This window comes from Ralstonia sp. UNC404CL21Col (assembly GCF_000620465.1).
Lineage (GTDB): Bacteria > Pseudomonadota > Gammaproteobacteria > Burkholderiales > Burkholderiaceae > Ralstonia > Ralstonia flatus.
In genome coordinates this window covers 362,155-386,088 of the sequence record NZ_JIBE01000004.1, presented here as the reverse complement: position 1 = coordinate 386,088, position 23,934 = coordinate 362,155, and the positions used below count along the sequence as shown (strand labels likewise).

Sequence of the window (23,934 nt, the reverse complement as noted above, 5' to 3'; positions counted from 1 at the left end):
TGGGGAGCCCACACCCGCGCGGGGCCCCACGTTTCTATACGGCCAAATGTTGCACAACTTTAAGCGCACTTATTGTGCAGAGGCTGGCACGCGAGTTGCGGCCCGGCAGCCATGATCGAGCACAATGTCGGTTCCAAAGTGAACGGGGTGAGCGCGCGGATGGCGTCTCGGCAGCATTTCCGGGCAGCGGTGGAGCAGTTTGCGCGCTATATCGTGATCGGCGGCGGCGCAACGCTGGCGCACTATGTGATCTTGTTCGGGCTGGTGCAGGTGGGGGTCTCGCCGTGGCGGGCGTCGGTGGCGGGCAGCGTGATCGGGGCCACGCTCAACTACTTCATCAGCCGGCAGGCCGTTTTCAACAGCACGCGCGGGCATATCGGGGCGATGGTGCGGTTTGGCCTGGTGGCCTTTCTCGCGCTTGGCTGCAACGCCACGATCATGGCCATCGGCCTGGGGCTCGGGCTGTATTACCTGATCGCCCAGGTGTTCGCCTCGGCCATCACGGCCGTTTTCAACTTCCTCGTCCACCGGCACTGGACGTTCCGCGACGCCGACACCGTCGGTGCGCCAACGGAGCCGCAACCGGACATCGTGCTGGAGCGGCCCCCGCGCAAAGGGCCGTGAGCGGCCCCGCGGCGTTAATGCCGGCTTGCCACGCTCTGCAGACCCGTGGTCGGCTCCGCCACGAACGTGACTTCGCCGATGCCGTCCGTTGGCGGGATGGGGCTGTCGTCGCGCAGACGTTCCACGACCAGCCGTACGTCAATGACATCGGCCACGCCGGACGCTTCCAGCGAAACAAGTGCCGCCAACTGCGCAATCGCAAACGTATCCGCGAGGAGCGGCGTGTCATCGTGGAGATCGCCCGCCACGCGTGCCGGCCCGGGTTGGCCGCCGGTGCGGGGCGGATGCTGCGCCGTCTCGCGTGCGCGATAGGCGAAATAGGCATCGGCAAAGTGCACGCGGTGCGCATCGAATACGCGCACAGCGGCGGTGAGCGCATCGTCGACCCACGCTGGATCGACCGGTTTCGAGCCCGGTTCGGTACTTTCGGGCAGGCCAGCAAGCTTGAGCGCGTAACGATGCGTGTGCGTGCCGGGGGCGACAAAGCTCAATTCCATACAACCTCCCACAACCGCGTGCGGATGTGCCGCGGCTCGCCGTGTCTGACTTCGCCCCCCGAAGCGATATTGAAGAATAGTAACGGAGCTGCCCGGTTGCGCGTTTCGTCCTTCCGGATGAAGTCCGGGGCTTTGTCTCCACCTCCAGACATTCACATTGTGGAGAGTGCCGCACGCCGAGGCGGCAAACGGTTGCGTGGTGGCCGCGGCAGCCAGACCTAGCCGAACGGCTAGCTCCCTCGCAGGGGCGACCCGTGTAGAGTTGTCGCCTGTCCGGCGACGCTGGACGGGTGTCGACAATGGACGTCGACAAACGCAGATGGGAATGACGCGGGGCGCGTTTCCTTCGCGTCATTTCGCGTACGAGGGGACCCAAAGCGCGTGTGCGGTCCATGTCCCCTCGCGGGAAGGGATTGCCCCGTTAACTCGCGGCTTCTATAGTCCGCCTCGATTCGTGCGCTTGCAACGCACCAAGGTCTGTTTGCCGGCTGCCAGCCGGGCTACGCAGACCACGAGACCGGTTACGGGGATCACGCCAGCAACCACCGCAGGGGCCCAGCGCAAAGCATTGCGTGATGGAGCATCTGCGGCGCAACGGCCATCACACCAGCACACCCCCGGGACTGCCGCATTCGCGAAACAGCATCGCCATGCTTGAGGACCACCACTTGTATAAGGCTGCGATCGAACATTCGCCGATAGGAATCGGCCTGTGCGCGCCGGAGGGTCGCTTCCTCGACGTGAACCGTGCGCTGTGCGCGCTGACCGGTCACGAAGCACAGGCGCTGCGCACGCGCGATCTGTTCGACCTTTGCCACCCCGATCACACTGAACGTACGCGACATGGTGTCGAGTCGCTGCTCGCCGGCCAGCGCGATGCGCTCTCGATGGAAACGCGCCTGGTGCGCCAGGACGGTACCACCGTGTGGGTGCAGACCGACGTGGCGGTGGCGCGCGATGCTGGCAGCCAGCACCTCGTCGTGCAGATGCAGGACGTGACTGCGCGGCGCCTGGCGCTGGAATCGCTGCGCGCGTCGGAGCAACGGCTGGCCTATGTGCTCGACGGCGCGGGGCTGGGTACGTTCGACTGGTCCACGCGCGCACGGCATGTGTCGTTCAACCGCCGGACGGCCGACATGCTTGGCTACGAGCCGACGGATCTGCCTAACGATCCGGATGCGTGGTACGCCATGGTGCATCCGCAGGACGCCGCCTTGAGCGCGCGACGCATCTATCGCCATATGCGGGGCGATGCCGACAGCTTTGAAATCGAGCAGCGCATGCGCGCGCGCCATGGCCAATGGATCTGGGTGGCCGCGCGTGGGCGCGTGACCGAGCGCGATGCCCGGGGCGTGGCCACACGCGTGAGCGGCACGCTGCTCGACGTGACGCAGCGGCGCGCAGCGCTCGATCAGGCCCATCACCTCGCGCTGCATGATCCGCTGACGGACTTGCCGAACGCACGTCTGCTTCGCGATCGCCTGTTCGTCGCCATTCAGGCGGCGCGTCGCGCGCGCGGGCAGGTCGCCGTGGTGTTCATTGACCTCGATCGCTTCAAGCCCGTCAACGATGAGTATGGCCATGCCGTGGGCGACCTCGTCCTGAAGGCCACGGCCATGCGCTTGCGCAGCGGGCTGCGCGCCTCCGACACGGTCGCGCGGCTGGGCGGCGATGAATTCGTCGCCGTTCTCACGCACTGCGCCACACGCGAGGATGTCACGCAAACCGTGGAACGCCTGATCGAGCAATTGCAGACGCCGTTCCGGGTGGAAGGCCATGTGTTGTCGATGGGCGTGAGTGCCGGCGTGGCGTTGTACCCGACTGACGGGCATGACGCGCAGTCGCTCATCCGCAATGCCGATGCCGCGATGTATGAAGTCAAACGTGCAGGTGGCAATGGCCTCGGCTTCCATGCCTCGCTCAACTACGAGCGGCTGATGGGCATGCGATCGCGCAATCGCGATCTCGATCTCGACGGCGAAGCCGACGCGCGCTGATCCGCTACTGCGAACCCAAACAAAACGGCCCGCCGCAAGGCAGGCCGTTTTTTCTTCAAGCGTTGCAAACGCTCGAAACTCAGAACGTGTACCGCAAGTACAGCTCGTTCAGATCCGTGCCCGGGTTCGGACGCTTGATCGACGCGTTCGACAGGTGTTCGAAGCGATAGCCCATCTGGAACTGCTGCTTGCTGCCGAAGGCCACGCCCACGCCGATCATGTCGGAGAACTGGAAGGCCGTGCTGAAATTGTGCTCATCCGACGTGCGGGTGTGCGAAAGCAGGCGCGGGCCAATGCCAGCTTCAATGAACGGCACCCAGGAGCCGCCGCGCTTTTCGATGCGGAACAGCGGCGTCACGCCAAATTCGGTCAGGTTCTGGCGGTTGGTGCCCTTGGTCGAGCGCCATTGGCCGAGAGCCACTTCCCAATCCAGGTTCACGAACCAGCCTTGCGGGTTGCCCCAGTGGAAGCCCGAATCGAAATCCAGATCGACGCCGTACTTCTCGATGCCGTGGCTGTTGTCCCGGCCGTAGATGACGCGCACGGAAGGGTCAGCCTGGGCAGGCAGGGCGGCGAACAGCGTGGCGGCGCCCAGGGCGGTGGCCAGCAACTTGGCGGAGCGGGGAAGCGCGGATCGGATCATCAGAGAGAGCGAAATCAGTTGAACGGCGCGCGTGAATCGGGGCAACTGCGTCGGCAACCACGCGCGCGGCGGACATGGTGGCAGGCAAACGGACGGTCGGGATCGCACCGGGGCGGGCTTGCAAGGCACCGGACGACGCAATTTGCGCGCCTGCTGCTGCACCCGCCGGCCCACATGATCGGGACGGTCCGGAACAAATTCCGACGATTATAGGGGGAACTATCCGACTGCGTGCGTGCTTACGCACAAGGGGACATTGCCGGCGGCGAAACGTCGTCGGCCACCAGCAATGCCAGAAGGGTTATTGGGCGGCGGGGGCGGAAGCGGGCTGCAGCGCTGCCTTGCCGACCACCGGCACTTCGCCGTGCCAGCCACCGCCCAGCGCCTTCACCAGCAGCACCGCTGCCGAATACTGCTTGCCCTGCAGCGTGAGCAGCGTGCGCTCGGCGCTGTAGGCCGTGGCTTGTGCGGTGATGACTTCCAGGAAGCTCACCGTGCCGGCGCGATACCGGTTCAGGTTGAGCTGCGCGGCTTCCTGCGCGGCCTTGACCGCATCGGCCTGTACGCCAAATTCCTGGGTTTGCCAGCGCAGCGCGGCAAGGTTGTCTTCGACATCCTGGAATGCGCCGAGCACGGTCTGGCGATACGTTGCGACCGACGCATCGTAAGCAGCGCCGGCCTTGTCGACGGCAGCGGCACGTGCGCCGCCATCGAACAGCGTGGCCGCCAGCGTCGGGCCGATCGACCAGACGCGGCTGGGCAGCGTCGCCAGGCGCGAAAGCGTGTTGGCCGCCAAACCGGCCGATGCCCCCAGCGTGAGTGTGGGGAAGTACGCGGCCTTGGCCACGCCGATCTGCGCGTTGGCAGCGGCCATCCGGCGCTCGGCGGCCGCAATGTCGGGGCGGCGTTCCAGCACGGCCGATGGCACTTCCAGCGGAATGGCGGGCAGCGCCGGCAAGTCGGCCACGGTGGTGGCGGTGGCCGGGGCCAGCGAGAACTCCGCCGGCGGTTTGCCGATCAGCACCGCAATGGCGTGCTCAAGCTGTGCGCGAGTGACTTCCGTATCCAGCAGCAGCGCTTGCGACTGCTTGAGCTGCGTCTGCGCGGTCAGCACATCCGAGCGCTGCGCCACGCCCACGGCGTACTGGTTTTGCGTGAGCTTCAGGAAGCGCTCGTAGTCTGCAACGGTGCGCTGCAGGACGGCCTTCTGGGTATCCGTGACACGCAATTGAAAATAGTTCTGCGCAAGCGTCGCCTGGGCCGACAGCAAAGCGGACGATAAATCGCCTGCACTGGCTTGCGCGCTGGCCTTGTTCGACTCCACCGATCGGCGGATGCGGCCCCACAGGTCCAGTTCCCAACTGGCGTTGAGCGACAGACTCTGCGAATTCAGCAGGCTCGGGTTGCCGGTCGACAGGCTGCCGTCCGGATTGACCGACGTGCGCACGGAACGGCTGCGCGTGGCCGACGCACTGGCCCCCAGCGTCGGGAAGAACGAAGCCTGCGCCGATTGCACCAGCGCCTGGGCCTGGCGGTACTGCGCCTCGGCCACCAGGATGTTCTGGTTGGCGGCCGCGACTTGTTCCTCCAGCGCGTTCAATTGCGGGTCGTTGAAGATCTCCCACCACTTGCCGCGGGCGATGGCGTCGCTCGGGTCGGCGATTTTCCAGTCGCCGGCTTCCTTGTATTGCTGCGGCACTTCGGCGGTGGGGCGCTTGTAATCGGGCCCGACCGCGCAGGCCGAGACGAGCGCGCACGCGGCCAGCGCGAGCAACGAGGTGCGAAGGGCTTGAGTGCCTCTTGTCATGTTCAGCTTCCTTGCGAATCCAATGCGGGCAGCGGTGCGTCTTTGCTGCGGCCGGCGCGACGCAGGCGCAGCCGGTCGAGCGCCAGGTAGACCACCGGCGTGGTGTAGAGCGTGAGGATCTGGCTGACCAGCAGCCCCCCGACGATGGAGATGCCCAGCGGCGTGCGAAGCTCCGCGCCGTCGCCGTGGCCGAGCGCCAGGGGCAGGGCGCCCAGCAGCGCGGCCATCGTCGTCATCAGGATCGGCCGGAAGCGCAGCACGCAGGCGTGGAAGATCGCATCTGCGGGGCTCATGCCCTGGCTGCGCTCAGCCTCGAGTGCGAAGTCGATCATCATGATTGCGTTCTTCTTGACGATGCCGATGAGCAGAATCACGCCGATCAACGCGATGATCGAGAAATCCGTGTCGGTGATGATCAGCGCCAGCAGCGCCCCGACACCGGCCGAGGGCAGCGTCGACAGAATCGTGATGGGGTGTACATAGCTCTCGTACAGCACGCCCAGCACGATGTAGATGGTGATGAGCGCAAACAGGATCAGCACCGGCTGACTCGAGAGCGAATCCTGGAACGCCTTGGCGGTGCCCTGGAAACTGCCGTGCACGGAGGACGGCACGCCGATGCGGTTCATCGCGTCCTGGATGTCCTGCGTGGCACCCGACAGCGATGCCCCCGGCGCGAGGTTGAACGAGATCGTGCTGGCCGCAAACTGCCCCTGGTGATTGACGGCCAGCGCCGTGTTGGTGGGCTCGTAATGCGAGAAGGTCGACAGCGGCACCTGCGCACCCGTCGACGTGATGATGTAGATGTCGCGCAGGCCGTCCGGGTTCTGCCAGTACTGAGGCGCGGCTTCCATCACAACACGGTATTGGTTGAGCGGGTTGTAGATGGTCGATACCTGGCGCTGCCCGAACGCGTTGTTCAGGGCGTTGTCGATATCGCTCGGATTGATGCCGAGCGATTTCGCCTTGTCGCGGTCGATGACGAGGGAAGTCTGCAAGCCCTTGTCCTGCGTATCTGTGTTGACGTCCGTCAGCGACTTCACCTGCGTGAGCGCCTGCTTGATTTTCGGATCCCACGCGCGCAGCTCGTTCAGGTCGTCGGCCTGCAGCGTGTATTGGTACTGCGCGTTGCTGGCCCGACCGCCCACCCGGATGTCCTGTACCGATTGCAGGAACAGGCTCGCGCCCGGCTCACGCGCGAGCTTGCCGCGCAGCCGGTTGATGATCTGGTCGGCGGACATCTTGCGCTCGGCCAGCGGCTTGAGCTGAATGAACATCTGCCCGGTATTGCGCTGACTGCCGCCCGTAAAGCCAACCACGTTCTCTACCGCCGGGTCTTGCCGAACGATGGTGATGAAGTCGGTCAACTTGGTGCGCATCGCCTGGAACGAGATCGACTGGTCCGCCTGGATGAAGCCGATCACTCGGCCGGTGTCCTGCTGCGGGAAGAACCCCTTCGGCACGATGATGTACAGGTAGACGTTCAGGCACACGGTGGCCAACAGGATCAGCAGCGTGAGCCAGCTGTGCCGCAGCGCCCACGCCAGCGAGTTGCGGTAGAGGTCGAGCAGGAGGGTGAAGAAGCCTTCCGTCTTGCGATGGAACCAGCCGTGTTGTTCCTCGGCGGCGGGCTTGAGCAAGCGTGCGCACATCATCGGCGTAGTCGTGAGCGATACCACCAGCGACACCAGGATGGCCACCGACAGCGTCACCGCAAACTCACGGAACAGCCGGCCGACGATGCCGCCCATCATCAGCAGCGGGATGAAGACGGCAATCAGCGAAAAACTCATCGACACCACGGTGAAACCGACCTCGCGCGCGCCCTTGAGCGCAGCCTGCATGGGCCGCATGCCGTTTTCGATGTGGCGGGAGACGTTTTCCAGCACGACGATGGCATCGTCCACGACAAAGCCGGTCGCAACGGTCAGCGCCATCAGCGAGAGGTTGTCGAGGCTGTAGCCGCACAGGTACATCACCCCGAACGTGCCGATGAGCGAGACCGGCACCGCCACGCTCGGAATGAGCGTCGCCCGCACGTTGCGCAGGAACAGGAACACCACCATGATCACCAGCGCGATCGACAGCACCAGCGTGCGCTCCACATCCTTGAGCGAGGCGCGGATGGTGGGCGTGCGGTCCATCATCACATCGAGGTTGATCTGCGCGGGAATGGTGTTGCGCAGGTACGGCAGGATGTCGTTGATGCGGTCGACCGTGTCGATGATGTTGGCGCCCGGCTGCCGGCTGATAATGAGCAGCACCGAAGGCTTGCCGTTGGCCGAGCCGTAGTTGCGGATGTCCTGCACGCTGTCAGTCACCTCCGCCACGTCGGCCAGCCGCACCGGCGAGCCATTGCGCCAAGCGATGATGAGCGATTGGTATTCGACGGCCTTCTTGGCCTGGTCGTTGGCGTAGATGGTCCAGACGCGGTCGCCGGATTCCATCATGCCCTTGGGCTTGTTCGCGTTCGTGCTGGTGATGACGGTGCGCACGGTCTCCATCGAGATGCCGTACTTGTTCAGCGCCATCGGGTTCAGCTCGACCCGCACCGCCGGCAGCGACGCGCCGCCGATGGTGACCTGGCCCACGCCGTTGATCTGCGACAGCTTCTGCGCAAGGATGGTCGAGGCCGCGTCGTACAGTTCCCCGCGTGACTTCGTGTCGGACGTCAGCCCGACGATCATGATCGGCGCGTCGGCCGGGTTGACCTTGCGGTAGGTCGGGTTGCTAGGCAGGCCGGAGGGCAGCAGGCTGCGCGAAGCATTGATGGCCGCCTGCACATCGCGCGCCGCGCCGTCGATGTCGCGCGACAGATCAAATTGCAGCGTGATGCGCGACGAACCGAGCGAGCTGGACGAGGTCATCTCGGTAATGCCTGCGATGCGGCCGAGCGAGCGCTCCAGCGGCGTCGCCACGGTGGCCGCCATGGTCTCTGGGCTGGCGCCCGGCAGCGATGCGCTGACCGAGATGGTCGGGAAGTCCACCTGCGGCAGCGGCGACACGGGCAGCAGGCGGAACGCCGCGATACCGGCCAGCGCCACACCGATGGTCAGCAGCGCCGTGGCAACCGGCCGTGCGATGAAAGTGGCGGACAGGTTCATCGCGGCCCGCCAGACTCGTTGGCACCAGCCGCACCGTGGCGTCGGGCGGCACGGCGCGCGCGCCAGTCGCGCATGCGTGCGCCAAGGTTGTCGAAGGCCAGATAGATGACCGGCGTGGTGAACAGCGTCAGCACCTGGCTGACCAGCAGGCCGCCCACCATCGTGATGCCGAGTGGCTGGCGCAGCTCCGAGCCCACGCCGGTGCCGAGCATCAGGGGCAGGGCGCCCAGCAGCGCGGCCATGGTCGTCATCAGAATCGGGCGGAAGCGCAGCAGACACGCCTGGTAGATGGCATCGCGCGGGGCCATGCCCTGCTCGCGCTCGGCCTCCAGGGCGAAGTCGATCATCATGATCGCGTTCTTCTTGACGATGCCGATCAGCAGGATGATCCCGATGATGGCAATGATGCCCATGTCCTTGCCCGACACCAGCAACGACAGCAGGGCGCCCACGCCGGCCGACGGCAGCGTCGACAGGATCGTCACGGGGTGAATCGTGCTTTCGTACAGCACGCCCAGCACGATGTACATGGTGATGATGGCCGCAAGGATCAGCCACAGCTGGTTCGACAGCGACGCGCGGAACGCCAGCGCCGCGCCCTGGAAACTCGTCTGCATGCTGGCCGGCAAGCCGATTTCCTCTTCGACCGCATTGATGGTGTCGACCGCTGCGCCCAGCGATGCACGCGGCGCGAGGTTGAACGAAATGGTCGCCGCCGGGAACTGGCCCTGATGGTTCACCACGAGCGAGCCGGGCTGCTCCACCACCGTGGCAAACGCGCCCAATGGAATCTGCTGGCCGCTGCTCGATGCCACGTGCAGGTCATACAGCGATTGCGGCCCCAGCTGCATCTTCGGGTCGGTTTCCAGCACCACGCGGTACTGGTTCGATTGCGTGAAGATGGTCGACACCAGGCGTTGGCCATAGGCGCTGTACAGCGCGCTGTCGACTGCCGCCATCGTGATGCCGTACACCGCCGCCTTGTCGCGGTCGACCTGCACGTAGGCGCGCAAGCCGTTGTCCTGCAGGTCGCTTGCCACATCGCGCAGCTCGTGGGTCTGCTGCAGGCGTTCAACGAGTTTCGGCACCCACTTCGAGAGGTTGTTCGGGTCCGGGTCTTCCACGGTGAACTGGTACTGCGTGCGGCTGACGCGGTCTTCAATCGTCAGGTCCTGCACCGGCTGCATGTACAGCGAGATGCCCGCCACCTTGGCCAGTTCGGGTTGCAGGCGCTGGATGATCTCGGTGGCGTCGGCGTCGCGCTCATCCTTCGGCTTGAGGTTGATCAGCATGCGGCCGCTGTTGAGCGTGGTGTTCACCCCATCCACGCCGATGAACGACGACAGGCTCTCGACCGCCGGGTCCTTGAGCACGACTTCGGCCAGCTTCTGTTGCCGCTCCGCCATGGCCGAAAACGAGATCGACTGCGACGCATCCGAAATGCCCTGGATGACGCCCGTGTCCTGCACCGGGAAGAAGCCTTTGGGCACCACCACATACAGCAGCCCCGTCAGCACCAGCGTGCCGATGGCCACCAGCAGCGTCGTCTTCTGCCGGTCAAGCACCCATTGCAGCATGCGGCCGTACCGCGCGATGACGTTGTCGAAAAACGCGCCCGCAGCGTGATAGAAGCGCGATTGCTCGGCTTCGGGAATGTGCTTGAGCAGGCGTGCGCACATCATCGGCGTGAGCGTGAGCGACACCACCGCCGAGATCAGGATCGATACCGCCAGCGTGATGGCGAACTCGCGGAACAGCCGCCCCACCACATCCCCCATGAACAGCAGCGGAATCAGCACCGCGATGAGCGAGAAGGTGAGCGAGATGATGGTGAAGCCGATCTGTTTTGAGCCCTTGAGCGCGGCTTCCATCGGCGGGTCGCCGTCTTCGATGTAGCGTGCGATGTTTTCAATCATGACGATGGCATCGTCCACCACGAAACCCGTGGCGATGGTCAGCGCCATCAGCGTGAGGTTGTTGATCGAAAAACCTGCCAGGTACATCACGCCAAATGTGCCGACGAGCGACAGCGGCACCGCCACCGCCGGAATGACCGTGGCCGGCACGTTGCGCAGGAACAGGAAGATCACCATCACGACCAGCGCCACGGCGAGCATCAGCTCGAACTGCACATCCGATACCGAGGCGCGGATGGTCGTGGTGCGGTCGGTCAGCAGCGACACTTCCACGTTGCCGGGCAGCGTCTCCTTGAGCTGCGGCAGCAGAGCCTTGGCGCGGTTCACCACTTCAATCACGTTGGCGCCCGGCTGGCGCTGCACGTTCAGGATGATGGCGGGTGTGGTGTTGGACCACGCGGCAAGCTTGCTGTTTTCCGCGCCGTCAACGATCTGCGCCACATCGGTCAGGCGGATGGGCGCGCCGTTCTTGTAGGCGACGATCATCTTGCCGTACTCGGCGGCCGACTTGAGCTGGTCGTTCGCGTCGATGGTGGAGGCGCGCGCCGGGCCGTCGAAGCTGCCCTTGGCGCCATTCACGTTGGCGGTGCCGATGGCGGTACGGATGTCGTCAATCGACAACCCCAGCGCCGCCAGCGCCGACGTATTCGCCTGAATGCGCACAGCCGGCCGCTGCCCGCCGCTGATGCTGACCAGGCCGATGCCCGGCAACTGCGACAGCTTCTGCGCGATGCGCGTGTCGACCAAGTCTTCCAGCTTGGGCAGCGGCATCGTGTTGGAGGTGATCGCCAACGTGAGAATCGGCGCGTCGGCCGGATTCACCTTGCTGTAGATCGGCGGCATCGGCAGGTCGTTCGGCAGCAGGTTGCCGGCCGCGTTGATGGCCGCCTGCACTTCCTGCTCGGCAATGTCGAGCGAGAGCGACAGGTCAAACTGCAGCGTGATGACCGAGGCCCCGCCCGAGCTGGACGACGTCATCTGCTTGAGCCCCGGCATCTGCCCGAACTGCCGCTCCAGCGGCGCGGTGATGGACGATGTCATCACGTCGGGGCTGGCGCCCGGGTATAGCGTCGTCACCTGGATGGTCGGGTAATCGACTTCCGGCAGCGCAGAGAGCGGCAGCATCCGGTACGCCACCAGGCCCGAGAGCAGGATGGCGACCATCAACAGCGTGGTCGCCACGGGCCGGAGGATGAAGATTCGGGAGGGATTCATGCCAGCTCGGAACAGAAGACTTCGTCAGGCGCGTGCACGCAATGCACGACTCAGGGCTTACGGTTTGGCGGCCGGGGCACTCGCGGCGGGTGCTGAAGCACCGCCCTGGCCGCGGCGATGACGCCCGCCCTGATGGGCCTGGCCGGCGGCGGGGGCGCTTGCGGCGGCGGCTCCCGGCTGGATCACCTCAACCGGCGAGCCGTCGCGCAGCTTGTCGGCACCGTCAATCACCACGCGCTCGCCGGGCTGCAGGCCTTGCGCCACCGACACGCGCTCACCTTCGGTCACGCCCAGCTTGACCACGCGCAGCGCCACCTTGTTGTCGTCGCCGACCACGTAGACGAAGGTGCCCTGCGTGCCGCGCTGGATGGCGGCGCCCGGCACGATCACCACGTCGCGCAGCGTATCCACTCGCATGCGCACGTTCACGAACTGGTTGGGGAACAGCATCGCGTTCTGGTTGGGGAACTGCGCACGCAGCTTGACCGTGCCGGTGGTGTTGTCGATGGTGTTGTCCACTGTCATGAGCACGCCGCGCGCGAGCTGCGTGGTCTGGCTGCGGTCCCATGCCTCCACCGGCAGCTTGTCGCCGGACTGCAGGCGAGGCATGACCTTGGGCAGGCTGTCTTCGGGAATCGAATAGATGACCGTGATCGGGTCGATCTGCGTGATAACCACGATGCCGTTGGTGTCCGACGCATGCACGATGTTGCCCGGATCGACCTGGCGCAGGCCAACCCGGCCAGACACCGGCGCCGTGATGCGCGTGTAAGAGAGCTGCACGCGTGCGTTGTCGACGTTGCCCTGGTCCAGCTTGACCGTGCCGTCGTATTGGCGCACGAGCGCGGCCTGCGTATCCACCTGCTGCTTGGAGATCGAATCCTGCGAGAGCAGCGTCTGATAGCGCTGCAGGTCGAGCTTCGCGTTTTGCAGCAGCGCCTGATCGCGCGCCAGCTGACCTTCCGCCTGCGCGAGCTGCGCCTGATAGGTGCGCGGGTCGACCTCGGCCAGCAGGTCGCCGGCCTTGACGGTCTGGCCCTCGGTAAATGCCAGGCGCACGAGTTGGCCGTCCACGCGTGTTTTGACCGTCACGTTGTTGACGGGCGTGACATTGCCCAGCGCCGACAGCACCACGTTGATGTCGCCCTTGACGGCCGTGCCGACCATTACCGGCATCGGCTTGTTGGCCATGGCGGCGCCGCGTCCGCCAGCGCCGCCCCGGCTACCGGGCCCACCCGGCCCGCCCGCGTTGCGATACTTCGCGTGATAGACCGCATAACCGATCAGCACCAGGAGAATGATCACCACCCAGATGCCCCAGCGGCGGCGCTTGCCACCCTCGCGCGGAGGCGGCAGCAGCGTCGGAGACACCTCGTGGGGCGTCTCTTTCCCGTCGTGTGTACGGCGACCGGCGTCGTCAAACTGGCCGGGCTTCTGGTCCTTGGGATCGGACATGTTGGCGTTCCTGTTCTTAGCAATATGGGGACGAGCGCACATGATAGCGGGCGCCCGTGCCAGTCAGACCGCAGCTTAAAGGCAACGTCTTTGCGCTGAATTAGTCGCGCAGCGGGTTCTATTACGTCAGATTACAAATCCGTTGCGGTGTTACGGGGAGAAACAATATGGTGAAAGTGCGCCGGATTCGTGACGGCCACAGTCGCTATCATGAGCACACCTTCCTGCGTGTACCAGACACTCCACCAGACAGATGAGCGGCACCAAGATCCTGGTCGTCGATGACGACGTCGAACTGCGCGACCTCCTGCGCGAATACCTGACCCAGCAGGGCTTTGCCGTTTCCGTGCTGCACGACGGCGATGGGCTGGCAGCCCGGCTTGAGCGCGAGCGCCCCGCGCTGGTCGTCCTCGACCTGATGATGCCCAAGGTGGACGGCCTGTCCGCCCTGCGCGACCTGCGCGCCCGCAACGACGACGTGCCGGTCATCCTGCTCACCGCCCGTAGCGACGAGATCGATCGCATCATCGGCCTGGAAATCGGCGCCGACGACTACCTCGGCAAGCCGTTCTCGCCGCGGGAGCTGCTCGCCCGTATCAACGCCGTGCTGCGCCGCCGCCTGGCCGTGCCGGCCTCCGCACCGGAGGACCGCGACAGCTTCAGCTTCGGCCCGTTCAAGCTCAACTTCCGCATGCGCACGCTGTTTCGCGGCGACCGCGCCCTGTCCATCAGCGATACCGAATTCGCGCTGCTGAAACTGCTGATCGGGCATGCGATGCAGGTGCTCACGCGCGAGCACATCGTCGAGTTGATGTACGGGCCGGGCAGCGGCGTGTCCGACCGCGGCATCGACGTGCAGATCTGGCGCCTGCGTCGCGTGCTGGAAGAAGACGCCCAGCGCCCGCGCTATATCCAGACCGTACGCGGCCGCGGCTACACCTTCGTGCCGGACGAGCGGGAAGAGGTCAATGAAGTTCAATAAGATCCGCCCCAGATTCGACACGCTGTTCGGCCGCTTGGCCGTGCTGATCGTGGTGGTGCTCGTGCTCAGCCATTTTTCGTGGCTGGGCGTGCTGCGTGCGGAGCGGCGCGAGCGGCAGTTCCAGGCGTCGGTAGACCAGATGGCGTTCCAGCTGCAGGCGTTTCAGGCAGCGATGGACGGTCATTTGAAGGTCAAGCTGCCGGACCTCGTGACCGAAACCGCCGAGCCCCCGGCGGGCGACGCTTCGTCGGCCTCCGATAAATCTGCGGAGTTGGTGCGTCAGCTTGCGCGCCGCTTGCCTTCCGACACGCAGCTGCGGCTCGAAGCGGGCCCCACGCCGCGCGTGTTTGTGCGCTTTCCGCAGCGCAACAAGTGGATCGCCATGCCGCTGGTGTGGGTGCATGCGCCGCCCACCATCTCGGCCGTGGTGCCCGGCGTGATGGTGGTGCTCGCGATTGCGATTGCGTTCTCGCTCTTCGCGGCGTGGCAAATCCAGCGCCCCGTGCGCGAGCTGGCCGATGCAGCCGGTGCGCTGGCGCGCCGTCGATACGTGCCCCCGCTCAAGGAGCGCGGCCCCTACGAGCTTCGCCAGCTGACCGAGCAGTTCAACCATATGGCGGCAGACCTGTCAGCCACCGACGAAGAGCGCAACACCATGCTTGCCGGCATTGCGCATGACCTGAAGACGCCGCTGTCACGCCTGCGCCTGCGCGCCGAAATGCTGGCCGACCAGAAAGCCGGCGCCGGTATCGAACGCGATGTCGAGTCCATGTCGGCCATCGTCGAGCAGTTTCTTGCCTATGCCCAAAGCGGCGACAGCGAGGCGCGCGAGGTGTCAGTCGACCGCCATCTGCGCGGCCTGGTGCAGCCGTTTGCCGAGCAGGGCAAGCACGTCGCGCTCGATCTGCATGCGGGGGACCGCTTCCGCCTCAAGCCGACGCATCTGGAGCGCATTGTCGTCAATCTGCTCGACAACGCGTTCGCGTATGGCGCGGAGCCCGTCAACGTGCGCACCGCCGTGGACGATGCCGGCTACACGCTGACGGTGGAAGATCACGGCGCCGGCATCCCCGCGGCCGACTTCGACCGCGTCATGCGGCCCTTTGTGCGCCTGGACCCGGCGCGGGGCGGCAACGCGCACTGCGGGCTGGGCCTGGCGATCGTCGATCGGCTGGTGCGTCATCTTGGCGGCGACCTCGCGGTTGGACCGACGGCGGCGGATGCGTCCGCGCCGGGTTTTCGCATCACCATGCGGTTTCCGGTGTCGACTGCGGCGACTTGATCGCCCGATTGTCCATTCGTCCAATCGCCCGACTGACATATGGGCACGCGGTTGCGTAAGCTATCCTAGGCGAGGCAAGCACGCTTGTTGCGTGCGCTCACCAGAACTCCGGGAGGAAACGCATGAATCGCGCTGTCTGTCTCGTCAAGGATGCTGGCCAGGCCCGCATGACCGCTGCCGTTGCCGCATGTGTGCTGGCGATGGGTCTGGCGGGTTGCTCGTCGCCGATGCCTCCGTGGGAGCCGCCGCGCACGATCATCCAACCCGCGCCGCCGCCCCCGCCGGCCCCAGCACCTGCACCTGCACCTGCCACGACGCTGCCGCCTTCGCCTGCCATGCAGCCGGTGCAGACTCCGCCGCCGACCTACACCGCACCGCCTGCTGCTGACACCGAACCGCCGCGCGCAACGCCCGGCATGGCGAATCCGGCATCCACGTATTGCCTGCAGCGCGGCGGTCAGCTTGAATTTTCCACGCGTGCGAATGGCGCCGAGGTGGGCACCTGCGTGAGCCCCGGCGGGGATGAATGCGAGGAATGGGCATTCCTGCGCGGCAGTTGCACGTGGTAAGCGCCGGCAGTCGCTGCAGGTAACAAAAAGGGCCGCAACGTCTGCGGCCCTTTTGTTTTGGAAGATGCGATCGGTTTGGCAACGCTTACCGCCGCGCCACCACCACCTTGTCGGCGGATTCCGCCACCAGCCGCATCGGCACGCCAGCGGCTTGCAGGTTCTGCCATGTCGTGCGGCGCATGAAGGCGTAGGCCGGCGGCCCGTCGGTCCAGCGGCGGATCCATTCGTCGGTGGTGGCAACGACCTTGCTCGGTTCAAGCCCGGCGCCCATTTCGAGTTCGTCAAAGCCTGACACCAGTGTCATCGGCCGACCCAAGTAATAGATGGCCGTCTGGTCCAGCCACTCGACCGAGTAGAACGGCGTCTCGGGCGGAATCGGGCCCGTCGCATTCAGCGTCTTTTCGATGAGATCGCGGGCAGACAACGCATCGCGGAAGATCTCGCTGGCGTTGAGCACACGGTCCCAGCAGAACAGGGCGGAGATCGACAGCACGATCACGGCGACGGTGCGCCGCTGCCAGCGCAAGGCTGCGAGCGCGACCAACGTGCCGACGGCCAGCATGGCCATCACTTCGCGCAGTGCCGGCATGGCCAGCGCCACCTGTTCGGCGGGCATCTTCGCGCCGGCCTTGGCGCCGATCGTCGGCACGGCAAACCACAGCCCAATGGCGATCAGCAGATTGACACCCAGCGACCACGCAACGGCGCGCGTCGGCATTTTTTCCAGCGCCAGAGCCAGCACAATGGCCAGCGCGGGGAAGGCGGGCACGATGTAGCCGGGCAACTTCGAACTGGAGGCCGAGAAGAACAGAAAGATCATCCCCGCCCAGGCAATCGACCAGCGCATCAGGTCAAACTGGCGCGTGCCGACAAAGAGATCAGCCACGCGGCCCAGGCGCCGGCCGATGGCCGCAAACAGCAGCGGCGTCCACGGCAGCAACCCGGCCGCGCCCACCGCGATGAAGTACCACCACTTGCCGCTGCGATGGTGCTCGTTGGTGAGGAAGCGCTGGAAATGCTCGTGGATGAAGAAGAAGTTGAAGAACTCGGGGTTGCGCTGCTGCACGATCACGAACCACGGCACCGTGGCGATCAGGTACAGCGCCAGGCCCGGGAGCCAATGCATGCGGCGGATCAGCGCCCAGTCGCGCGTCATCAGCAGGTAGGCCACGCCGATCAGGCCGGGTACGACCAGCCCGATCAGTCCTTTGGTCAGGGTTGCACCGGCCAGGGCCAGCCAGACCACCAGCATCCAGGCGAGCCGTCCGCCACGCGATGCGCCCGACCGCTGCGCCAGTGCAAAGCCGCACGCACCGACGGTCAGGAAAAAGCCCACGCCCATGTCGAGCGTGATGACCTGTCCGAACAGCAGATACAGCAGCGACGAGGCCAAAATCGCCGCGCCCGTCGCCGCCGTGCGCCCACCGCGATAGACGGCCAGCGTCCATGCCGTCATCAGGATGCCGCCCAAGCCGAACAGCACCGGCCACAGGCGTGCACCCCATGCGTTGACGCCGAATGCCTCGAACGTCGCGGCGGTCGTCCAGTACTGCAGGGGCGGCTTTTCGAAATATTTGAGATCGTTCAGACGCGGTGTCACCCAGTCGCCGGAGGCCACCATCTCGCGGGGGATTTCCGCATAGCGGCCTTCATCGGGCCGGAACAGGGTGGAGCGCTGGAAGAGGTCGTCCGTCCACAGCGCGAGGAACACGCCGATGAGCGCGACAACGATCAACGCCATCCACGGCGAGCGGCGGGAAGAAACAAGGCGGGATTCCATGCTGGGATGAACTTCGCGGGCACGGTCGGAAAGGGTAGGATTCTAGTCGATGCCGGATTAGCGGATGGTTAGCCTGGCCAAATGTCTATGATCCTTCCCGGTAACGCGCATGAGCAAGGCCAAGCTCGACACCTACCTCAATGACCGCCTCGACTGGAATTTGCTGCGCACGTTTCTTGCCATCGCGCGGGAACGCAGCATCAGCCGTGCCGCTACGCGCCTTCACCTGACGCAGCCGGCGGTAAGCCAGGCGCTCAAGCGGCTTGAAGATCAGCTCGGCCTGCAATTGATCGACCGCCAGGCCAATCCCATTGAAGTCACGCGGGCGGGTGAGGAGGTCCGGCTGATTGCCGAGGAAGTCTACGGCACCATTTCGCGCCTGTCGCAAGCCAGTGGTGAAGGCGGGCACGAGATTGCCGGCATGGTGCGCGTGGCCATCGTCAGCGGCCTGGACTTTCCGGAGTACGACGCGTTTCTCGGCCGCTTCCACCGCGATTACCCGCGCATTGAACTCGAATGCCAGGAGATGCGCAGCGCCGACGTGGTGCGCAGCCTGGAATTGCGCACGGCCACGCTGGGTCTATCGCCCAAGCGCGCGCTGCCGAAGAAGATCGAACACCGGTTGTTCCTCCGTCAGCGCTATGCCCTGTTCTGCGGGCAATATCACCCGCTGTTCGGCCGCGCCGATGTGCAGATTGCCGATTTGGCCGGCGAGAAGTTTGTCTCGTTCACGGGCGACAAGATCGGCGATCCGCTCTCGATGCTCACGTTCTTTCGCGACGAGATGGGCCTGACCGGCCCCGTGGTCGGCTCGTCTTCGAGCATGTGGGAAGTGCGGCGGCTGATCGTGGCGGGCTTTGGCATCGGTTGCCTGCCCGAGCATGTTGCGCAGGACGACGTCGAACAGGGCCGCCTGCAGCGCTTGCCGCCCGAAGCCGGCGTGGCCGACGTCGACATGCACCTGCTATGGATGGCCGACCGCAAGTTCAGCGCGGCGGAAGCGGCGTTTCTGGAAGCGCTGCATCGCTTTATCGATGCGCGCTATCCGGAGACTGCGTCGGGGACGATGGGCGGTCAATAACCGCGCACAACGTCGACCACGTTGGCGAGCGCCTCGCCCCTGAGCAGGCGCCGCACGTTTTGTGCGACCTGTAAGCCAATGGTGTCGGCGCTTGCGACGGACGCCATGTGCGGCGTGACGATCAGGTTGGGTGCGCGCCAGAGCGGATCGCTCGCGGGCAGCGGCTCGTTCGGAAACACATCGACGATGGCGCCGCCAAGGTGGCCGGTGTGCAATGCGTCGAGCAGATCCGCTGCGACCAAATGCTCGCCGCGCCCGACATGAATGAGCTTGGCACCGGGCTTGAGCCGCGCGAATGTGGCGGCGTTCAGCAAGCCGCGGGTGGCGTCGGTGAGCGGCAAGAGGCAGATCAGGATATCTGTGCCGTCCAGGAACATCGGCAGGCCGGCCTGCCCGCAGTACACGCCGATACCGGGCAAATCACGCGACTGTCGCGCCCAGCCCCGCACGCTGAAGCCGAGGCGATGCAGCTCTCCGGCGACATGCGAACCGATTTCTCCCAGACCCATCACGCCCACGGTGCAGGTCGACGGAGGCTGCTGTTCGGGCCGGAACCATGTGGCGCTGCGCTGGTTGGCCAGCACGCGGTCCAACTGCCGGTGGAAATGCAGCACGCCCCAGGTGACGAACTCCGCCATGCCGCGTGCGTGCTGTGGGTCGACCACGCGGCAGAGCGGCACCGCCGGCAACGTCGGGTCGATGAGGATGTTGTCGACGCCCGCGGCGATGCTGTGCACGAGCCGCACGCGCGGCATGGCGGCGATGGCGCCTTCGGGCGGGTTCCAGCAGACGGCGATCTCGGCGTCCCGCGCGGCGGGCTCGCCGTACATGCGCACGTCGAACTCGGGCGCGGCGCGCAGGATGGACGGCACCAGGTGCGACATGTCGTAGTCGCGGCTGATGAGGGCGAGGGTCGTCATGCGCATCAGCTCCGGTAATCGGAGCGGGACGTGTCGATCAGCCGCAGCGCCGCGAGCCATGCGCGGCGCGCAATGACGGGCGACTCTTCCCGATTGAACTGCGCCGCGGTGCGCTGGCGCACGTCTTCGGGCGGCATGCGCAGCGGCGTGCCGCCGGCCAGTGCCTGAATCTGTGCCTGGCAGGCGCGCTCGAGAAAGTAGATTTCGTGAAAAGCATCTGCTGCCGTGTGGCCACCGGTGAGCAGGCCATGGTTGCGCAGGATCATCGCCTTGTGCTGGCCGAAGTCGTGCACGAGGCGTTCGCGCTCGCCCAGGTCCAGCGCGATGCCTTCATAGTCGTGATACGCGAGCTTGCCGTAGAACTTCAGCGCATGCTGGCTGATCGGCAGCAAGCCATGTTCTTGTGCCGACACCGCAATGCCCGCGGCCGTATGCGTATGGACCACGAAATGCAGATCGTCGCGCGCTGCATGGATGGCCGAGTGGATCGTGAAGCCAGCCGCATTGACGGCGTAGTGCTCGGGGTCCGCATCGGCGCGTTCGTCGATGACGTTGCCCTCCAGATCGATCTTGACGAGATCCGATGCGCGCATCTCGCCGAACAGCACGCCGTAGCGGTTGATGAGGAAGGTCGGGCGGCCGTCTTCATCGGGCAGCCGTGCGGTGATGTGCGTGTCGATCATGTCCGTCATGCGGAAATGATCGACGAGCCGATACAGCGCAGCCAGATCGGTACGAATCTGCCATTCGGTTTCAGAGAAGGCCGCGGGGCGGCGCGTGTGCAGCGAAACGGGTTGGGCTTCCATGGGAATGCGGATGGAGGTAGACATCAATTTGTGGCGAGCGCCGTGGATTCTTCAGGCTGCTTGCCGTCGCGATACCGCCCCAGGCCGATGATGCCGATCAGCGAGATCGCGGAGAGCACCGTAAAGAACAGCGCCAGCGGCAGCCATTCGCCCTTGTAGCGTTCGGCCAGCATCGTGCCGATCAGCGGGGTGGTGCCGCCGGCAATCATGGTGCAGACCTGATAGGCGATCGAGATGCCGGAGTAGCGCACGCGCGTCGGGAAGGCGGGCGTCATGAAGCCTGCGATGACGGCATACACGGCCGACAGCGTGACCACCGCCAGCGTGATGCCAGCCACCATCGCCACCGGGTTCTGCGTGCTCACCAGCAGGAACATCGGATACGGCGTGAGCATCGAAATGAACGCGGCCCACGTCAGAAAGCGCGTGTCTCCGTAGCGTTGCGCCAGCAGGGCCGATACCGGCTGCGACAGCAGCTGCAGGATCGTCACGACGAACAGGCAGTCGAGAATCAGTGCCTTCGACATGCCGAGGTACGTCGTCACGTACGAAATCATGAAGGTGTTGGTGAAGAAGAACCCTGCGGAGCCGATGGTGGTGGCCATGGCCGCCAGCACGATCGGGCGCCACGCGGTGCGCAGCACTTCGCCCACGGGGTTCTTGAGCACCTCGTTGTTCTGCTTCATGCGCTCGAACTCGGGCGATTCCTTCACGCCCATGCGGATCGCCACTCCCACGAGCAGCAACACGAAGCTGGCCAGGAACGGCAGGCGCCAACCCCACGTGATGAAGCTCTCATGGTCGAGCGACGACACCAGCCGGAACGACAGCAGCGACAGGATCAACCCGACCGGGCTGCCCATCTGCGGGAACGACGCGAAAAACACGCGCTTGGCCTTCGGTGCATGCTCGCTTGCCATCAGCACCGCGCCGCCCCATTCGCCGCCGACCGCAATGCCCTGCAGCACGCGGAGCAACACCAGCAGAATCGGCGCCCAGATGCCGATGGTCGCGTAGCCGGGCAACAGGCCGATGCCGGTGGTGGCGATGCCCATCAGGAACATCGTCACCAGCAGCATCTTTTTCCGGCCGATGCGGTCGCCCAGATGCCCGAACACTGCGCCGGACAACGGCCGTGCGATGAAGCCGACAAAGAACGTGGCGAACGACGCCATCGTGCTCAGGAAATGGTTGCTGCTTGGAAAGAACACTTCGCCCAGCACGAGCGCGGCGGCCGTGGCGTAGGTGTAGTAGTCGTAGAACTCGACGGCGGTGCCGATGAAAGCGGCGGTGGCCGCGCGCACGGGCTGGTGCGTCGCGGTGGATGGTTGCAGCGTTGACATGGGGCGTCCTCCTCTTTTGGGCATGGCCCCGCCAGCGCGCCGCCGATGTTCAGGCATCGGTCTGTGTCGCGGAAGCGGGGTGTCGGTCGTCAGCCGACGCCGCCATTTATGCGCATCGACGTGGGCGGCGGCAAATTCGCATTTTTGATTCCCCGTATTAGCCGGGCTTATGCCCTGGGATTGGGAGCTGCACGCCTTGATCGCGCCATTGCGGTGCGTATGGGCGATGCTGGCAATGGGTGGATGCACGGTTCGGGCCAGCAGTATTTGCCTGATTTATAGGCCGAATAAGCATTCGCAATTTGACGCGCATTTTGCGATTGCCAGATAAAGGCGGCTGGATGCGCCGAGCCGGTCGGCGCGCATGCAAAAGGAATGGAGACATGTTGAAGGTCAACGGGGCGCGGCTGTGGTCGAGCCTGATGGAAATGGCGGCGGTCGGTGCCACGCCAAAAGGCGGCGTGCGGCGCCTTGCGCTGACGGAAGAAGACGCGGCCGGCCGCGCGCTGTTCGCGCGCTGGTGCAAAGACGCGGGCATGACGCTCAGCTTTGACCGCGTCGGCAATCTGTTTGCGCGTCGCGCCGGCAAATCGGCGCAAGCCCGCCCCGTGGCGAGCGGCAGTCATCTCGACACGCAACCCGAAGGCGGGCGCTTCGATGGCGTCTACGGTGTGCTGGCCGCGCTGGAAGTCGTGCGCACGCTCAACGACGCGGGCATTGAAACCGACAAGCCGATCGAGATTGTCGTGTGGACCAACGAGGAGGGCGCGCGCTTTACGCCGGCCATGTTGGGTTCAGCTGCATTTGCAGGCGTCATGCCGCTGGAACAGGCGTTGGCCTCGCGTGATGCGCAGGGCATCTCCGTGGCCGAAGCGCTGGCGGCAACGGGCTACGCGGGCGAACGTGCCATCCCCGGTGCACCGTTCGACGCCTACTTCGAGGCGCATATCGAGCAAGGGCCGATCCTGGAAGAGAACGGCGTGCCGATTGGCGTGGTGACGGGCGGGCAGGCGATCCGCTGGCTCGATGTGCATGTGCAGGGCCAGGCCGCCCATGCAGGCACCACGCCCATGCGTTTCCGCCGCGACGCGATGTTTGCGGCAGCGGAGATGGCGACCTCGCTGGAAGTACTGGTCGACAGCTTTGCGCCGCATGGCCTCGTGACGATTGGCGAACTCGGCATCCGCAATGCCTCGCGCAACACCATCGCCGCCGATCTCACGTTCACGGTGGATTTGCGTCACCACGAAGACGCGCGCATTGCCGAGATGGAAGCGGCGCTGCGTGAACGCTTTGCCGACATTGCAGAGCGCCGCGGCTTGACCGTGCAGATCGACCAGCACTGGGTCAGCCCGGCCACGCCGTTCGACCCCGCCTGCGTGAAGGCGGTGGCCGATGCGGTGGAGGCCCTCGACTACCCGCATCAGCGCATCGTGAGCGGCGCGGGGCACGACGCCATCCACATTGCCAAGCATTGCCCGACAGCGATGATCTTCATCCCGTGCGTCAACGGTCTGAGCCACAACGAAGCGGAAGACGCGCTTCCCGAAGATGTGACGCGCGGCGCCGATGTGCTGCTGCATGCCATGCTGGCCCGGGCGCGGTGAGCGAAATGGCGTGATAACGATATGACGGCATAGCGTTTTGCCCGACCCGTCAGTAGGGTCGAATCGTTGCAACTTGTTGCGGTAGCATTGCGTTTGCCGGCGATCCTGCCGGTTCAGTACGTCTTCAGGGCGGGGTGAAATTCCCCACCGGCGGTATGCGGACCGTGCGTCCGTGAGCCCGCGAGCGCCTTGCATGCGCCTGCATGCAAGGGTCAGCAGATCCGGTGAGATGCCGGGGCCGACGGTCAGAGTCCGGATGGAAGAAGATGTGCGGAACAACACGCGCGTGCTACAGGAGCGCGCCTG

General features: G+C 65.3%; 18 protein-coding genes and 1 riboswitch. Of the genes, 8 read left to right on the top strand and 10 right to left on the bottom strand.

Annotated elements, in window-relative coordinates; translation table 11 throughout:
* The first annotated feature begins 111 nt into the window (after nucleotides 1-111).
* The gene (locus N511_RS0109860; protein WP_027679141.1) at nucleotides 112-624 is read left to right on the top strand and encodes a GtrA family protein; all 513 of its coding nucleotides are present in this window, start codon (nucleotides 112-114) and stop codon (nucleotides 622-624) included.
* Nucleotides 625-638: 14 nt separating this feature from the next.
* Here N511_RS0109860 and N511_RS0109855 read toward each other — a convergent pair whose 3' ends face one another.
* Nucleotides 639-1,121 (bottom strand): hypothetical protein, encoded by a 483-nt coding sequence (locus tag N511_RS0109855; RefSeq protein ID WP_027679140.1) that lies wholly within the window; start codon nucleotides 1,119-1,121, stop codon nucleotides 639-641.
* A gap of 650 nt (nucleotides 1,122-1,771) precedes the next feature.
* Here N511_RS0109855 and N511_RS0109850 point away from each other — a divergent pair.
* Entirely contained in the window at nucleotides 1,772-3,118 is a 1,347-nt protein-coding gene (locus N511_RS0109850) for a diguanylate cyclase domain-containing protein (RefSeq protein ID WP_027679139.1), read from the top strand.
* A gap of 79 nt (nucleotides 3,119-3,197) precedes the next feature.
* Here N511_RS0109850 and N511_RS0109845 read toward each other — a convergent pair whose 3' ends face one another.
* From N511_RS0109845 to N511_RS0109825, 5 genes are all read right to left on the bottom strand, one after another.
* Nucleotides 3,198-3,761, bottom strand: coding sequence for an acyloxyacyl hydrolase (locus N511_RS0109845; RefSeq protein ID WP_027679138.1), 564 nt, complete (start codon nucleotides 3,759-3,761; stop codon nucleotides 3,198-3,200).
* A 301-nt stretch (nucleotides 3,762-4,062) separates the two neighbouring features.
* Nucleotides 4,063-5,568 (bottom strand): efflux transporter outer membrane subunit, encoded by a 1,506-nt coding sequence (locus tag N511_RS0109840; protein WP_027679137.1) that lies wholly within the window; start codon nucleotides 5,566-5,568, stop codon nucleotides 4,063-4,065.
* Nucleotides 5,569-5,570: 2 nt separating this feature from the next.
* Entirely contained in the window at nucleotides 5,571-8,672 is a 3,102-nt protein-coding gene (locus tag N511_RS0109835; protein WP_027679136.1) for a multidrug efflux RND transporter permease subunit, read from the bottom strand.
* Nucleotides 8,669-11,803: an MdtB/MuxB family multidrug efflux RND transporter permease subunit gene (locus N511_RS0109830; RefSeq protein ID WP_027679135.1), complete on the bottom strand. Its 3,135-nt coding sequence runs from the start codon at nucleotides 11,801-11,803 to the stop codon at nucleotides 8,669-8,671. The genes N511_RS0109835 and N511_RS0109830 overlap by 4 nt, the downstream gene beginning before the upstream one ends.
* 57 nt (nucleotides 11,804-11,860) lie before the next feature.
* Nucleotides 11,861-13,258, bottom strand: coding sequence for an MdtA/MuxA family multidrug efflux RND transporter periplasmic adaptor subunit (locus tag N511_RS0109825; RefSeq protein ID WP_027679134.1), 1,398 nt, complete (start codon nucleotides 13,256-13,258; stop codon nucleotides 11,861-11,863).
* A 253-nt stretch (nucleotides 13,259-13,511) separates the two neighbouring features.
* On the opposite strand from N511_RS0109825, the gene N511_RS0109820 reads away from it, so the two are divergent.
* The 3 genes from N511_RS0109820 to N511_RS0109810 all read left to right on the top strand — a co-directional run bounded on the left by N511_RS0109820 (nucleotide 13,512) and on the right by N511_RS0109810 (nucleotide 16,091).
* The gene (locus N511_RS0109820; RefSeq protein ID WP_027679133.1) at nucleotides 13,512-14,240 is read left to right on the top strand and encodes a response regulator; all 729 of its coding nucleotides are present in this window, start codon (nucleotides 13,512-13,514) and stop codon (nucleotides 14,238-14,240) included.
* Nucleotides 14,227-15,522 (top strand): ATP-binding protein, encoded by a 1,296-nt coding sequence (locus tag N511_RS0109815; protein WP_027679132.1) that lies wholly within the window; start codon nucleotides 14,227-14,229, stop codon nucleotides 15,520-15,522. The genes N511_RS0109820 and N511_RS0109815 overlap by 14 nt, the downstream gene beginning before the upstream one ends.
* Nucleotides 15,523-15,644: 122 nt before the next feature.
* A complete protein-coding gene (locus tag N511_RS0109810) occupies nucleotides 15,645-16,091 on the top strand; it encodes a putative hemolysin (RefSeq protein ID WP_027679131.1) in 447 nt (148 codons plus the stop codon).
* 85 nt (nucleotides 16,092-16,176) lie between these two features.
* Here N511_RS0109810 and N511_RS0109805 read toward each other — a convergent pair whose 3' ends face one another.
* The gene (locus N511_RS0109805) at nucleotides 16,177-17,871 is read right to left on the bottom strand and encodes an ArnT family glycosyltransferase (RefSeq protein WP_027679130.1); all 1,695 of its coding nucleotides are present in this window, start codon (nucleotides 17,869-17,871) and stop codon (nucleotides 16,177-16,179) included.
* Between the two features lie 109 nt (nucleotides 17,872-17,980).
* On the opposite strand from N511_RS0109805, the gene N511_RS0109800 reads away from it, so the two are divergent.
* Nucleotides 17,981-18,952, top strand: coding sequence for a LysR family transcriptional regulator (locus tag N511_RS0109800; protein ID WP_027679129.1), 972 nt, complete (start codon nucleotides 17,981-17,983; stop codon nucleotides 18,950-18,952).
* On the opposite strand, the gene N511_RS0109795 is transcribed toward N511_RS0109800, so the two are convergent.
* The 3 genes from N511_RS0109795 to N511_RS0109785 are packed head-to-tail and all read right to left on the bottom strand — an operon-like array spanning nucleotide 18,946 to nucleotide 22,021.
* Entirely contained in the window at nucleotides 18,946-19,872 is a 927-nt protein-coding gene (locus N511_RS0109795) for a 2-hydroxyacid dehydrogenase (protein ID WP_027679128.1), read from the bottom strand. The two genes, N511_RS0109800 and N511_RS0109795, sit on opposite strands and share 7 nt — an antisense overlap.
* A gap of 5 nt (nucleotides 19,873-19,877) precedes the next feature.
* Nucleotides 19,878-20,678, bottom strand: a complete 801-nt coding sequence (locus N511_RS0109790) for a class II aldolase/adducin family protein (protein WP_037026578.1) — start codon at nucleotides 20,676-20,678, stop codon at nucleotides 19,878-19,880.
* A 23-nt stretch (nucleotides 20,679-20,701) separates the two neighbouring features.
* Nucleotides 20,702-22,021, bottom strand: coding sequence for an MFS transporter (locus N511_RS0109785; protein WP_027679126.1), 1,320 nt, complete (start codon nucleotides 22,019-22,021; stop codon nucleotides 20,702-20,704).
* A 108-nt stretch (nucleotides 22,022-22,129) separates the two neighbouring features.
* Between N511_RS0109785 and N511_RS25230 the strand changes: the two genes are divergently transcribed.
* The gene (locus N511_RS25230; RefSeq protein WP_155954037.1) at nucleotides 22,130-22,303 is read left to right on the top strand and encodes a hypothetical protein; all 174 of its coding nucleotides are present in this window, start codon (nucleotides 22,130-22,132) and stop codon (nucleotides 22,301-22,303) included.
* A 101-nt stretch (nucleotides 22,304-22,404) separates the two neighbouring features.
* The gene (locus tag N511_RS0109780) at nucleotides 22,405-23,628 is read left to right on the top strand and encodes a Zn-dependent hydrolase (protein WP_027679125.1); all 1,224 of its coding nucleotides are present in this window, start codon (nucleotides 22,405-22,407) and stop codon (nucleotides 23,626-23,628) included.
* Nucleotides 23,629-23,744: 116 nt separating this feature from the next.
* A riboswitch (FMN riboswitch) is annotated at nucleotides 23,745-23,900 on the top strand.
* Nucleotides 23,901-23,934: the final 34 nt, after the last annotated feature.